The organism is Chryseobacterium gallinarum (assembly GCF_001021975.1).
Taxonomy (GTDB): Bacteria; Bacteroidota; Bacteroidia; order Flavobacteriales; family Weeksellaceae; genus Chryseobacterium; species Chryseobacterium gallinarum.
On the sequence record NZ_CP009928.1, the window covers coordinates 1,434,455 to 1,448,923 of the forward strand.

The following is a 14,469-nucleotide window of genomic DNA, read 5'->3' on the forward strand; positions in this document are numbered from 1 at the left end:
AATCATAACCCGTATTTACCTTTAATAGGTTTTATTATTCGCGTCAATATAGTAGTAGTTTGTTCCGTCTTTTGTGACTTCAAACATTTTACCTAATTTCCAGCTGAAATTTCTTTTAATATTGGAATATTCAAAAGGAATGATAATCTTGTTATTCACATCAATCACTCCGAATTTATCATTGTTGGAAGCTACAATCATGGGATCTGTGACATCGTCTCCCTCCATAATGTATAAGTACTGATATTGAGGATAGATCTGATATTGCCTGTAATCTGCAGCATTCACAAATTTTGATTTTTCGATAATCCCGTAAAAACCATTCAAAATATAAGCCTGGAACGGTTGCTGTTTGTATTCTTCAAACTTGCATTTCCCTAAATCAGAGTCTTTGAACTGATATACTCTTTTTCCGGCATGATCAATCCGGTATGAAATCATATCTTTTTCCACCGTTGCATATTCTTTCGTCCCGAATTTTCTTATTTTTTCATTCGGAGAATTCAGGAGATTACAATCTTCATAAAAAAATACGGCAATATGATATTCCGGTTGAATAATGAATTTTCCTCTTTGATTCACATACCCGAATTTCCCATCTTTTTTCTTTGGAATCAGCACCGGAAGATCTTTGTTGATTATTACCAGATCAGGGTTTGCCTTAGGAGCCACGGTCCCTTTTTTCACTGTAGTTTTGGTTGTATTTTTAACCGTTATTTTTTTCACAGATCTGGTCTGTGAGAAAACGAAAACCGGAATAAAAACGCATAAAACTTTCAGGATATTTTTCATATTCATCATTTGCCTGCAAAATTACGGCCAAAAATAGAAATTATCAAATACATATTTATAAAGAATCTAAATAATTTCACTCTTATAAAATAGTAAAATTTCGTAATTTTGGGGAACATTTCGAATTGTTTAATAAATTTAAAACTTTTAAAAAAGTGTAGATTATACAGCCTTTACCCCGGTTTATTATCACATTACAGGATGTGGGAATAAGCGCCGGCAGTTGCCCATTTGTACAGCCGGTAAAGAGTAAAATAAAAAACAACAACTGCTTTATAGATCTACCTTTAAGAGAGAAAGACTTCTATTATGAATATTTATAAGGATTACATCAAAGAGATTGAAGAAAGAAAAAACCAGGGGCTTCATCCAAAGCCAATTGATGGTGCTGAATTGCTAAGCGAAATCATCGCGCAGATTAAAGATTCAGGAAATGCAGACCGATCAGATTCTCTTAAATTCTTCATTTATAACACGCTGCCGGGAACAACAAGTGCAGCAGGTGTAAAAGCTAAATTTTTAAAAGAGATCATTCTGGGTGAATCCGTAGTAGAAGAAATATCTCCTGCTTTTGCCTTCGAATTATTATCCCATATGAAAGGGGGGCCTTCCATCGAAGTATTGTTGGATCTTGCTTTGGGTAACGATCCTGCCATTGCTCAGGAAGCGGCAAAAGTTCTTAAGACACAGGTATTCCTTTATGAAGCAGATACCAACCGTTTGAAAGAAGCTTTCAACAGTGGTAACGAAATCGCAAAAGAGATCCTTGAAAGTTATGCAAAGGCTGAGTTTTTCACGAAACTTCCTGAAGTAGCTGAAGAGATTAAAGTCGTAACATATATCGCAGGTGAAGGAGACATCTCCACAGATTTACTTTCTCCCGGCAATCAGGCTCACTCAAGATCTGACCGTGAGCTTCACGGTAAATGTATGATTACGCCTCAGGCACAGGAAGAAATCAAAGCTTTACAGGTGCAACATCCTGATGCAAGCGTTATGCTTATTGCTGAAAAAGGTACGATGGGTGTAGGTTCATCCAGAATGTCAGGAGTAAACAATGTAGCTTTATGGACCGGTAAACAAGCCAGCCCATATGTACCATTCGTTAATATTGCTCCGATCGTAGGAGGTACCAACGGTATTTCGCCGATTTTCCTTACAACAGTTGATGTTACCGGAGGTATCGGTATTGATCTTAAAAACTGGGTAAAGAAAGTAGATGAAACCGGAAACCCGGTTCTTAATGAAAACGGGGATCCGGTTCTTGAACAGGTTTATTCTGTAGCTACAGGAACTGTCTTAACGATCAATACTAAAAAGAAGAAATTATATAACGGGGATAAAGAATTAATCGACCTTACGAAATCTTTTACTCCTCAAAAGATGGAATTCATCAGAGCCGGCGGATCTTACGCCATCGTATTTGGTAAAAAACTCCAAACCTTTGCTGCTCAGGTTCTGGGCATTGAGGCTCCGGCTGTTTTTGCTCCGTCAAAAGAAATTTCCCACGAAGGGCAAGGTCTTACAGCTGTAGAAAAAATCTTTAACAGGAATGCTGTTGGTATAACACCAGGAAAAGTATTACATGCCGGTTCTGACGTCCGTGTAAAAGTCAATATCGTAGGTTCACAGGACACTACAGGTCTTATGACGGCTCAAGAACTTGAATCAATGGCAGCTACAGTAATTTCTCCAACCGTTGACGGTGCTTACCAGTCAGGATGTCACACGGCTTCTGTCTGGGATAAAAAAGCTCAGGCCAATATTCCTAAGCTTATGAAATTCATGAACGATTTCGGTCTGATCACAGCGCGTGACCCGAAAGGAGAATATCATTCCATGACGGATGTTATCCACAAAGTTCTTAACGATATCACGGTAGACGAATGGGCAATCATCATTGGTGGTGACTCCCATACAAGAATGTCTAAAGGAGTAGCTTTCGGAGCTGACTCCGGGACGGTAGCCCTTGCATTAGCTACAGGAGAGGCTTCTATGCCAATTCCTGAATCTGTAAAAGTAACCTTCAAAGGGGAGATGAAGCCACACATGGATTTCCGTGATGTAGTTCATGCTACCCAGGCTCAGATGCTAAAACAATTTGGAGGAGAAAATGTATTCCAGGGAAGGATCATTGAGGTTCATATCGGAACACTTCCTGCGGACCAGGCATTTACCTTTACAGACTGGACAGCGGAAATGAAGGCAAAAGCTTCTATCAACATTTCTGAAGATAACACCTTGATCGAATCATTGGAGATCGCAAAAAGCAGAATCCAGATTATGATCGACAAGGGCATGGATAACAAAAACCAGGTTCTTAAAGGGCTTATTGAAAAAGCCGATAAGAGAATTGCTGAAATCAGATCTGGCGAAAAACCGGCTCTTACTCCGGATGCTAACGCCAAATATTATGCTGAAGTAGTAGTAGACCTTGACGCTATCATAGAACCTATGATTGCTGACCCGGATGTAAACAACGAAGATGTTTCCAAAAGATATACCCACGATACCATCAGGGATCTTTCTTACTATGGTGGTGAGAAAAAAGTAGATCTTGGGTTTGTAGGATCATGTATGGTTCACAAAGGAGACCTTAAGATTGTTTCCCAAATGCTTAGAAACCTTGAAAAACAACAAGGAAAAGTAGAATTCAGTGCTCCGCTTGTAGTAGCTGCCCCAACCTACAACATCATCGATGAACTAAAGGCTGAAGGAGATTGGGAATTGCTAGAAAAATATTCCGGTTTTGAATTTGATGACAATGCTCCTAAAGGTGAAGCCCGCACAGAATACAAAAATGTAATGTATCTTGAGCGTCCCGGATGCAACCTTTGTATGGGTAACCAGGAAAAAGCAGCCAAGGGAGATACGGTATTGGCAACTTCAACCCGCCTTTTCCAGGGCAGAGTTGTTGAAGATTCCGAACGTAAAAAAGGAGAGTCTTTATTAGCTTCAACGCCGGTAGTTGTTTTATCAGCTATTATCGGGCGTATTCCTAATATTGATGAATATAAAGCAGCCGTTGAAGGGATTGACCTAACAAAATTTGCACCTCCTATTAAAGAGCTTGTGCAGGTAGGCCACTAATATTCAACTGCGATAAACATAAATGTATAAACATTAATTCTAAGAGATATGACTTTTGATATTGATATGATCAAAAAAGTGTATGAGCGCTACCCTGAAAGAATTGCTGCGGCAAGACAAATCGTGGGAAAACCTCTTACCCTTTCAGAAAAAATCCTTTACACCCACCTTTGGGAAGGAAATGCTACACAAGCACATGAAAGAGGAAACTCTTACGTAGATTTTGCACCGGACAGGGTTGCCATGCAGGATGCAACAGCACAAATGGCACTTTTGCAATTTATGCAGGCAGGAAAAGCTAAAGTAGCTGTTCCTTCTACCGCTCATGCTGATCACCTGATCCAGGCAAAAGTAGGTGCTGATAAAGATTTACAGGAAGGTATCAACAAAAATTCTGAGGTTTTCAACTTCCTGAGTTCTGTATGTGATAAATACGGAATCGGATTCTGGAAGCCGGGAGCGGGTATCATCCATCAGGTTGTATTGGAAAATTATGCTTTCCCGGGTGGAATGATGATCGGTACTGACTCTCACACCGTAAATGCCGGCGGACTGGGAATGGTGGCTATTGGTGTAGGAGGTGCTGATGCAGTAGATGTAATGGCAGGAATGCCCTGGGAGCTCAAAATGCCTAAGCTTATCGGGGTTAAATTAACCGGTAAAATGAACGGATGGACTTCTGCTAAAGATGTTATTTTAAAAGTAGCAGGAATCCTTACGGTAAAAGGCGGTACAGGATGCATCGTAGAATATTTCGGGGAAGGGGCAGAATCTCTTTCTGCAACCGGTAAAGGTACCATTTGTAATATGGGTGCTGAGATCGGGGCTACCACCTCTACTTTCGGATATGATGATTCTATGAGAAGGTATTTATCTGCAACGGGAAGACAGGATGTGGTAGATGCTGCTGATAAAATTGCCGAACATTTAACAGGTGACCCTGAAGTATATGCCAACCCTGAACAATATTTTGATCAATTAATTGAGATTAATCTTTCTGAACTGACTCCGCACTTAAACGGACCTTTTACTCCGGACCTGGCAACACCGGTTGCTGAGTTCAGGGCTAAAGCTGAAGCTAACGGATGGCCGTTAGAAGTGGAATGGGCCCTTATCGGTTCTTGTACCAACTCTTCTTATGAGGATTTATCAAGAGCTGCTTCTATTGTAGAAGATGCGGTATCAAAAGGTGTAAAACCTAAAGCAATTTTAGGAATCAACCCGGGTTCTGAGCAGGTGAAATTCACTGCAGAAAGAGACGGTTTCCTGAATTCTTTCAGAAAATTTGAAAACGCAAGAATCTTTACCAATGCTTGTGGACCATGTATCGGACAATGGGACAGAGAGGGTGCAGAAAAAGGAGAGAAAAACTCTATTATCCACTCCTTCAACAGAAACTTTGCCAAAAGAGCAGATGGTAACCCGAATACCCATGCATTCGTGGCATCTCCTGAAATGGTAGCTGCTGTGGCAATCTCCGGCAGATTAGATTTCAACCCGATCACAGATACATTAACCAACGAAGCTGGTGAACAGGTAAAACTTGACGAGCCTAAAGGGTTCGAGCTTCCTGCAAAAGGATTTGCTGTAGATGATAACGGATATCAGGCTCCATCTGAGGACGGTTCCAATGTTGTTGTGAACGTAAGCCCTACTTCAGACAGACTTCAGTTATTAGAAGAATTCCCGGCCTGGGATGGCAAAAACATTACAGGAGCAAGAGTATTGATTAAAGCTTTCGGAAAATGTACTACCGACCATATTTCTATGGCAGGACCATGGTTGAAATACAGAGGTCATTTAGATAATATTTCAAACAACATGTTGATCGGGGCAGTAAATGCCTACAACATGGAAACCAATAAAGTTAAAAATGAATTAACCGGTGAATACGGTGAAGTTCCTGCTGTACAAAGAGCTTATAAAGCCGCAGGTATTCCTACTATCGTTGTGGGAGACCAAAATTATGGTGAAGGTTCTTCAAGAGAACATGCTGCTATGGAACCAAGACATCTTGGTGTAAAAGCTGTATTGGTAAAATCATTTGCAAGAATCCATGAAACCAACCTTAAAAAGCAAGGGATGTTGGGAATCACATTTGCAAATGAGGCAGATTATGACAAAATTCAGGAAGATGACATAGTGAACTTCCTTGATCTTGACCAGTTTGCTCCTGGAAAACAACTGACTTTAGAATTCATTCATACAGACGGGACCAGAGATATCATCATGGCCAACCATACTTATAATGATCAGCAAATTGACTGGTTCAAAGCAGGTTCTGCACTGAACTTGATTAAACAACAGGAAAAATAAGATTAATTGTTAGATCGATTAATATAAAGGCGGCTTCAATTGAAGTCGTCTTTTTTAAATTCAATAGGAGTGGGCTTTAGTCCACTTTACTTTCATAATCATTCCAAGACTTTAGCGAAAACCTGATTTTATAGAATTTCCATCAATGAAAGAATAAATTACACCTTTTTTTGTAACAAAGTTTCTTTTTTGGCGTCTAACCGGATATCAGTAAAAACATTATGAAAAAAACTATATTCGCTTTGTCACTCTTGAGTTCTGTATTTGCTTTTTCACAGAAAAAAGAGGACAATACGTCTAAAGAGAAACAAATTGAAGGTGTAGTCATCACCAAAACTAAAAAAGCCGTTGAACAAAAAGCAGATCGTACTATTTTTGATTTCTCTGAACAGCCTCAACTTAATAACGGCAATGTTCTGGAAGGGATCAAAAAGCTTCCCGGGCTTGTCGCTACAGATATTGCCGGGATGATGTATCAGGGAAAGATGCTGGATGTTTATCTCAACGGAAGACCTTTAAATATCACTTCCAATGAGCTGAACTCTTTTCTTGAAGGAATGCCGGCCAACTCCGTAGAAAGGATTGAAGTGATTACCCAGCCAGGAGCAGAATTTCCTGCAACATCCGGAGGAGCCATTATGAATATCATTACGAATAAAAACGCCAATAAATATTTAACGGCTACTTATTCCGGGAATTATTCGTTTAGCAACTATGATAAGTACAGAAGCAGAACAACCAATTCCATTAATTTGAATGCCAGGAATAAATATTTTGGATGGCAGCTGAATGTGGGACAGAATTATCGTGAAAGCATGATGAATACCCAGCAGGATAATCTGTTGGAAAGCAATACGGATCGTTACGGGAGAGGTTATTTTGCAAAATCAGGGATCACTTTTGAACTTGGTCAGGACAGATTACTATTGAACTACGATATTTATCACAATAATAATGACAACTATACTTCAAGTAATGGGATAGCAGATATTCTTGTAGCTCCTCCAAAAACGTATAGGGAAGCTCAATTTGAATCTTTTGATGCTGCCCGTACCAATTCTCTCAGACAGGAAGCTGTGGTAACCTATCAGAAGCGATTTGCAGACAAATCTCAAAAACTGGATTTTCAACTGGGCTATACAAAATCCAACAGCAGGTTTTCCCAGGATAACTTCTATCGTTCAGGATATTATACAGATGGTGGGGATGTATTTTTCCAACCCGGGATAAACGGACTTCTGAGCAATGAATCGGATATGAGGGTGGCTAACTTTAAAGTAGACTATTCACAGCCGATAAAACTGCTCGATGGAGGTAAAGTAAGTGCCGGAGGTTTATATGAAAGGCAGGATTATGATACGGAAAGCAAGGGACTTACCAACCTGGAATACCACAGACAGACGGCTTCCACCTATCTGGAATTCCAGGCAAAATTGAAGAAATTTGATTTTACTTTAGGAGCCAGAGCAGAAAACTATGATATTTATGGTATTACCAGAAAGGATAGTTTAGGTACTGTTGTACAAAAAGATCTTATCCCTTTTAATAAATTCAAATTATTTCCCAATGCAAGTGTACAGTATAACCTGATGAACCAGGTATATGTTGCTGCCAACTATAACAGGAAGATCAGCTTACCAAGCATTTCAGCCTTAAACCCGAATAATACTACTTTTGCAGGTCCTAACACCCAGATCAGTGGTAACCCGAATCTTCAGCCCACTATTTTTGATAATTACGAGCTGAAAGTTTCCGCTTTTGATTACGCATTTATCGGATATAGTGTAAGTTCTGCCAATAACCAGGTGGCGCAGCTCATCAGAAGAGATGGTAAGAATCTTTACAACGAGCAGATTAACATTTCCAATATGCGAATTCATAATTTCAATGTTGGATTACCTGTTCCGTTTTTGATTTTCACCAAATCCATAAGTGAAATCATGAAGTCAAACTTCAATCCTGATAAGATGAATTTTATGTACATCTATGCAGGATATCAGAAACACGAAATTGATAACCTCAACAATAAAGGGTTCTGGATTTTCAATATCATGACTCAATTGCTTCTTCCAAAAGATATCAAGCTGACGGCTAATTACAGTTATCTTACTCCTAAAGCAGGCTACTTTTATTTTACAGCAGAAAAACCGTTCAATAATAATTTAGACATTACATTGACGAAGAAATTTATGAACAATCGCCTTACAGTATCTGTTTTTGCTAATGATATTTTCAACGGACAGGTCATGCAGGTACGTTCTAATCCCCCTTCAGGAGAAAGTGTGATGCTAAGGTCCAAATATGATTCAAGAAACTTCGGAATTTCCATCAATTATAAAATTCCTACCAAGAATAAACTGGCTAAGGAAGATCCAAATATCTTAAACCAGACGAAGAAAGAGGATAACGGAGGAGTAATGCAACAAGGACAATAATGTAAAATACAAGGCAGTAATAATTTTTTACTGCCTTCTTTTATTCTGAAAAATTGAAAACATTTTTTGGCTAAAGCCAATGGAATATTTTTATAAGGAGGAAACGGGCTAAAGCCCGTTGTATTAATAATCATTTCTATTAAAAATCCAGCGTCTGGAATCTCCAATCCAGAGTATCCATAAGGGTAATCTGATTAGGTTTCACCGGAAGCCCTGCAATAACCTTTAAGGTTTGAAGCGCCATCATACTGCCAATTATTCCCGGTAAAGCTCCCAAAACACCAAGACTGTCACAATCCGGTAGGTCTTCATCAAAAGGAGGTTCGGGGAATATGTCTCTTAAATTTTTACTACCTTTATGATTGAAGATGGCAATCTGACCCGAGAATCCTGAAATGCTTCCGTAGATTAAAGTCTTTTCCAATTTAACACACGTATCATTTACTAAATATCTGGTTGAAAAGTTATCAGAACCGTCAACAATTACATCATAAGGCCGCAGAATCTCCTCCACATTATCCGGATCAATCTTCTCTTCAATTCCGATATAGTTTACCTGATGATTCAGGTTTTGGACAAAAAGCCCGGCGCTCTTTATTTTTAAAGTTCCAACACTATTTTCATTATGAATAATCTGACGGTTTAAGTTATGAATTTCCACATGGTCAAAATCTGCCACGGCCAAAGTTCCTATTCCGGCGGCTGCCAGATATTGAACCACCGGACTTCCCAGACCTCCGGCACCTACAACAAGCACTTTGGCAGACAGTATTTTTTTCTGTCCTTCCATTCCTATTTCTTCAATAAATATCTGACGGCTGTATCTTTCAAAAATATCCTCTTTTTTCATGGTATATTATAGGCCAATAACAATGGCATTAATCTCTTTAAGATTAAAATTTAAAACCCGCTATACACTGACTCCCAATCTTTCATTACCGGGTCATAGCCTGCTTTTTTAATCATACTTCTGATCTCATCCATACTCCGCTCATCGCTTGTTTCAAATTGCTCCAAAGATTCTTTATCTACAGAATATCCGCCGGGATTGGTTTTGGAACCCGCACTCATGGTTGTTGCTCCTAATCTTACAACATGATCCCGGAATACTTCACTTTCTCTTGTAGAAATTGAAATTTCCAGATCTTCATTCCAAATTCTGTAAGCACAGATTAATTGCAGCAAATCTTTATCTTCCATAATAAAATTGGGTTCAATAATCCCTTCCGCAGGTCTGAGCCTTGGAAATGAAACCGAAAACCTGCTTTTCCAGTATTGTTTCTGAAGATAGTCTATATGAAGGGCATTAAAGAAGCTGTCTACACGCCAGTCTTCCAATCCTAAAAGAACACCTGAACCTATTTTATGAACGCCTGCTCTTCCAATTCTGTCCGGTGTGTCCAACCTATAATGAAAATTCGATTTTTTTCCTTTCGGATGGTATTCTTTGTAAACCTCCTGATGATATGTTTCCTGATATACCAGCACGGAATGCACCCCTTCCTCGTGGAGCAACCTGTATTCATCTTCTTCCAATGGCTGTACTTCAATAGAAATATGGGCAAAATGAGGCCTCAGCAACCGGACAGCATTCTGGAAATAGGGAACCCCCACTATTTTATTAGCCTCTCCGCTTACCAGCAATATATGATTCACTCCCATCGATTTCAGGACAGAGGCTTCCACCATCAGCTCGGTATCAGAGAGGGTTTTTCTTTTTAAATGATTATCTAAACTAAAACCGCAGTAGGTACAGATATTCTGGCATTCATTACTAAGGTATAAAGGGGCGTACAGCTGAATGATTTTTCCGAAACGTTTCTGTGTAAGCGTTTGCGTCATTCTGGCCATTAGCTCCAGTTCCCCTGATGCAGCCCGTGAAAGCAGGACCAGAAAGTCATCAATAGTTTTGTTTTTTTTCTGAAGACTATTTCTGACATCCGACAGGGACACTTTTTCAAGTCTGGCTTTTACTTCATCCCATTGATACTGTTCAAAAACCTCTTTAAAGCTTTTCATGAACCTGATTTTATTCAAATAAAAATGATGTTAAAGGACTTGAAGCTTGAGCATGGCTGGTAACAGCTCCCAATTCTGATTCAAAAGCCCTTCTTCCTGCAATGACTCCTTCTTTAAAAGCCAAAGCCATATTCACCGGATTTCCCGCTACCGCAATAGCGGTATTGACTAGTACGGCATCTGCTCCCATTTCCATAGCCTTTGCGGCATCTGAAGGAGCACCTATGCCTGCATCTACCACCACCGGAACATTGCTCTGGCTAATGATAATTTCTAAAAAATCCAGAGTTTTTAACCCTTTGTTGGTTCCTATGGGGGCTCCCAGAGGCATTACCACAGCTGTTCCGGCATCTTCAAGCCGTTTACAAAGAACAGGATCTGCATGAATGTATGGCATTACAACGAATCCCAGTTTCGCAAGTTCTTCAGTAGCATATAATGTTTCGATCGGATCAGGCAACAAATATTTCGGATCCGGATGAATTTCCAGTTTTACCCAGTTTGTTTCCAGCGCTTCCCTGGCTAATTGTGCAGCCAATACCGCTTCTTTAGCCGTTCTTGCCCCTGATGTATTCGGTAACAGATGGACATGTGTTTCTCTTAATGAATCGAGTAAGTTATCTTCTGCAAATCCGGAATCAATTCTTTTCAATGCCATCGTTACCATATCCGTTTCTGAAGCAACTACTGATGCTGCCATATCCCTGATACTTCCGAATTTTCCCGTCCCCAGGAACAATCTGGATTCAAAGGTCCTGTCTGCTATTATTAATTTCTGATTGTTCATATCATTGCTTTTTTAAATTCATTAATGATGGATGGTTGTTTTGTGATCTGTGCTGAAACGGAGACTCCATAAATACCTGATTGTTGTAAAGGCTGAATATCCTCAAGCGTAACACCACCAATGGCAAATATTTTCGGGGCTTCTATTGATTGGTCACGTAGAGTTTCAATCATTTTCTGATATCCTTCAAAACCAAGGACGGGGCTCAGCTGCTCTTTGGTAGGAGTAAATCTTAACGGTCCTAATCCTATATAGTCACAGCCCTCTTGTATTCTTTGCAGTACATCCGGAATCGTATTCGCTGTTCCACCAATTATTTTTTGATCCCCTAATATCAATCTTGCCTCTTCTACAGAACTATCGTTTAATCCAAGATGAACTCCATCTGCATCTACTTCATGTGCTAACAGTACATGATCATTGATGATACAAACAGCCTTATAGTCCGCACATGCTGTTCTGGAAATCTCACACAGCTTTATTAATTCATTTCCGGGAGCATTTTTCCAACGAACCTGAATCCATTTTATCCCATTATCCAGTGCCCTGGTAATATTTAATTTCTGTTCATGCAGAGTATTTCCCTGTGAAATGTATTGTAGTTTTTCCATTGATTACATCTGAAATATTATTAAAAAATAGTCTTTTTGCATTTTTTAAATGCTTCTAACGGCTGATCATTTTCCCAAACGGCTCCTAATAAGGCCACACCGTCTACTCCCTTCTCCAAAACAGATGGAATGGTATCTGCATTAATTCCACCTAAAGCAATCATCTTTACATCCCGATTCTTTCGCATTCCGATCTCCTGCATGACTGTTGAATCTTTTCCATACCCTTTTTTAGAGATACTCGAAAAGAACGGACTTATAAAAGCATAAGCCCATTCTCCTTTTAACATATTATAGGTAGTGATGTCATGTACCGAAGTGGAAATAATAGTATTTCCGTCAAGAAATGGCTTATACATTTCCTTCTGCCGGTCTGCTTCCCTGAAATGCAACCTTGAAACAGGATAATCTTTTCCCAGGTCATAATGGGTATGCAGAACCAGCTGGGAATAAAAGGATGGATTAATACAATCAATCAGGTCTGCCACTTCTTTCCGGTTAAAAAAAGGTTTTCTGATATGCAGCAGATCTAATCCTTCATCAAACATCCGGTTAATCATTTCTGCTTCATTCCGAACGGCTTTTTCAGGGGTGATAACCAGGATCATATGTATATTTCTTTTCCTCTTTCAATAAATTCCTGAGACTTATCCAGCATTCCCTTTTCAGCAGATTCACGGATTTCCTGAGTAATCTTCATAGAACAGAATTTAGGTCCGCACATAGAACAGAAATGGGCAATCTTAGCACCGTCAGCAGGGAGGGTTTCATCATGATAAGACCTGGCTGTATCAGGATCCAGGGAAAGATTGAACTGATCTTCCCATCTGAATTCAAATCTGGCTTTACTTAATGCGTTATCTCTATATTGTGCTCCTGGATGTCCTTTTGCCAAGTCTGCGGCATGGGCGGCCAGTTTATAAGTTATCACCCCAACTTTTACATCTTCTTTGTTCGGAAGTCCTAAATGTTCTTTTGGAGTTACATAGCAAAGCATCGCACACCCGAACCATCCGATCATTGCCGCACCGATTCCTGAAGTAATATGGTCATACCCTGGTGCAATATCTGTTGTCAAAGGGCCTAATGTATAAAACGGAGCTTCATGGCACTCTTTAAGCTGCTTATCCATATTCTCTTTGATCATATGCATCGGAACGTGGCCCGGGCCTTCGATCATTACCTGTACATTATGTTTCCATGCTATTTTTGTAAGCTCTCCCAAAGTTTCCAGTTCTGCAAACTGAGCGGCATCATTGGCATCAGCAATAGAACCCGGGCGCAGGCCATCTCCTAAAGAAAAAGCCACATCATATTTCTTCATGATCTCGCAGATCTCCTCAAAATGAGTATATAAGAAATTTTCCTTATGATGATAAAGACACCATTTCGCCATAATAGATCCTCCTCTGGATACGATTCCGGTTACTCTTTTTGCTGTAAGATGAATATATCTTAATAAAACTCCTGCATGAATGGTAAAATAAGAAACTCCCTGTTCTGCCTGTTCAATCAAAGTATCTTTGAAAATTTCCCATGTTAAATCCTCGGGTACTCCCTTTACTTTTTCAAGCGCCTGATAAATAGGGACAGTACCGATAGGAACCGGACTGTTCCTGATAATCCATTCTCTTGTTTCATGAATATTTTTCCCCGTTGAAAGGTCCATTATGGTATCTGCTCCCCAACGGCAGGCCCACACTGCTTTTTCTACTTCTTCTTCAATACTGGATGAAACAGCACTGTTCCCGATATTGGCATTGATTTTCACCAAAAAATTCCGTCCGATAATCATCGGCTCACTTTCGGGGTGATTGATATTATTGGGGATAATCGCCCGACCTGCAGCAATTTCGTCTCTCACAAACTCCGGGGTAATTTTATTTTTGGGAGTATGAGCACCGAAGCTGTTTCCCGGATGTTGGAAAGCCATCTGTTCAGAAACTGTTTCAAGCTGTTCTATACGCTGGTTTTCCCTGATCGCCACATATTCCATTTCTGGAGTGATGATTCCCTGTTTTGCATAATACAATTGGGTAATTTCTTTTCCCTCTTTGGCCACTTTAGGTTTATGATCGTAAGAAAAGCGAAGTTCATCAAGTCGGGAATCTGCCAAACGCGCTTTCCCATATTCTGAAGTAATTCCATCCAGGATGTCTACGTCATTCCTGTCCAGAATCCATTGTTCTCTTATTCTCGGAAGTCCCTTCTGAATATCAATACTTGCATTTTCATCCGTATAGGGACCTGATGTATCGTATACCGTTACGGGAGCATTATGCTCCAGAGTACCATTGGAAAGCTTAGTCGGGCTAAGTTGTATTTCACGCATTGCTACATTGATAGGGTATATTTTTCCTTCAACATAAATCTTTTTTGAGTTCGGAAATGGTGAACATGTAATAGAGTGAGCCATGAT

10 protein-coding genes are annotated in these 14,469 nt (G+C 39.8%); 3 read left to right on the plus strand and 7 right to left on the minus strand.

Translation table 11 applies throughout. The annotated features are described in order from the left end of the window. Positions 1-21: 21 nt before the first annotated feature. Positions 22-792: a WG repeat-containing protein gene (locus OK18_RS06430; RefSeq protein ID WP_050019818.1), complete on the minus strand. Its 771-nt coding sequence runs from the start codon at positions 790-792 to the stop codon at positions 22-24. Between the two features lie 309 nt (positions 793-1,101). Between OK18_RS06430 and OK18_RS06435 the strand changes: the two genes are divergently transcribed. The 3 genes from OK18_RS06435 (at position 1,102) to OK18_RS06445 (ending at position 8,633) form a co-directional block, all read left to right on the plus strand. After that, positions 1,102-3,882 (plus strand): bifunctional aconitate hydratase 2/2-methylisocitrate dehydratase, encoded by a 2,781-nt coding sequence (locus OK18_RS06435; protein ID WP_053327488.1) that lies wholly within the window; start codon positions 1,102-1,104, stop codon positions 3,880-3,882. Between the two features lie 48 nt (positions 3,883-3,930). Then, positions 3,931-6,198 carry an aconitate hydratase gene (locus tag OK18_RS06440; protein ID WP_053327489.1) on the plus strand — a complete coding sequence of 756 codons (2,268 nt, stop codon included), beginning with the start codon at positions 3,931-3,933 and terminating at the stop codon, positions 6,196-6,198. A gap of 221 nt (positions 6,199-6,419) precedes the next feature. Then, entirely contained in the window at positions 6,420-8,633 is a 2,214-nt protein-coding gene (locus tag OK18_RS06445) for an outer membrane beta-barrel protein (RefSeq protein WP_053327490.1), read from the plus strand. A gap of 139 nt (positions 8,634-8,772) precedes the next feature. On the opposite strand, the gene OK18_RS06450 is transcribed toward OK18_RS06445, so the two are convergent. Genes OK18_RS06450 through thiC form a run of 6 tightly spaced genes read right to left on the minus strand, consistent with a single transcriptional unit; the run spans position 8,773 to position 14,466 of the window. Next, positions 8,773-9,483: a HesA/MoeB/ThiF family protein gene (locus OK18_RS06450; RefSeq protein WP_050019777.1), complete on the minus strand. Its 711-nt coding sequence runs from the start codon at positions 9,481-9,483 to the stop codon at positions 8,773-8,775. Between the two features lie 50 nt (positions 9,484-9,533). Then, positions 9,534-10,652: a 2-iminoacetate synthase ThiH gene (gene thiH, locus OK18_RS06455; protein WP_053327491.1), complete on the minus strand. Its 1,119-nt coding sequence runs from the start codon at positions 10,650-10,652 to the stop codon at positions 9,534-9,536. A 10-nt stretch (positions 10,653-10,662) separates the two neighbouring features. Next, a complete protein-coding gene (locus OK18_RS06460; protein ID WP_050019778.1) occupies positions 10,663-11,439 on the minus strand; it encodes a thiazole synthase in 777 nt (258 codons plus the stop codon). Further along, positions 11,436-12,050, minus strand: a complete 615-nt coding sequence (gene thiE / locus OK18_RS06465; RefSeq protein WP_053327492.1) for a thiamine phosphate synthase — start codon at positions 12,048-12,050, stop codon at positions 11,436-11,438. Before thiE ends, OK18_RS06460 begins: the two co-directional genes overlap by 4 nt. Before the next feature lie 20 nt (positions 12,051-12,070). Further along, a complete protein-coding gene (locus OK18_RS06470; protein WP_053327493.1) occupies positions 12,071-12,658 on the minus strand; it encodes a thiamine phosphate synthase in 588 nt (195 codons plus the stop codon). Next, positions 12,655-14,466 (minus strand): phosphomethylpyrimidine synthase ThiC, encoded by a 1,812-nt coding sequence (gene thiC / locus OK18_RS06475; RefSeq protein WP_053327494.1) that lies wholly within the window; start codon positions 14,464-14,466, stop codon positions 12,655-12,657. Before thiC ends, OK18_RS06470 begins: the two co-directional genes overlap by 4 nt. Positions 14,467-14,469 lie beyond the last annotated feature (3 nt).

Coding starts and splice junctions, on each gene's coding strand:
- OK18_RS06430 (WP_050019818.1), bottom strand. CDS start 792: ATGAAAAATATCCTGAAAGTTTTATGCGTTTTTATTCCGGTTTTCGTT.
- OK18_RS06435 (WP_053327488.1), top strand. CDS start 1,102: ATGAATATTTATAAGGATTACATCAAAGAGATTGAAGAAAGAAAAAAC.
- OK18_RS06440 (WP_053327489.1), top strand. CDS start 3,931: ATGACTTTTGATATTGATATGATCAAAAAAGTGTATGAGCGCTACCCT.
- OK18_RS06445 (WP_053327490.1), top strand. CDS start 6,420: ATGAAAAAAACTATATTCGCTTTGTCACTCTTGAGTTCTGTATTTGCT.
- OK18_RS06450 (WP_050019777.1), bottom strand. CDS start 9,483: ATGAAAAAAGAGGATATTTTTGAAAGATACAGCCGTCAGATATTTATT.
- thiH (WP_053327491.1), bottom strand. CDS start 10,652: ATGAAAAGCTTTAAAGAGGTTTTTGAACAGTATCAATGGGATGAAGTA.
- OK18_RS06460 (WP_050019778.1), bottom strand. CDS start 11,439: ATGAACAATCAGAAATTAATAATAGCAGACAGGACCTTTGAATCCAGA.
- thiE (WP_053327492.1), bottom strand. CDS start 12,050: ATGGAAAAACTACAATACATTTCACAGGGAAATACTCTGCATGAACAG.
- OK18_RS06470 (WP_053327493.1), bottom strand. CDS start 12,658: ATGATCCTGGTTATCACCCCTGAAAAAGCCGTTCGGAATGAAGCAGAA.
- thiC (WP_053327494.1), bottom strand. CDS start 14,466: ATGGCTCACTCTATTACATGTTCACCATTTCCGAACTCAAAAAAGATT.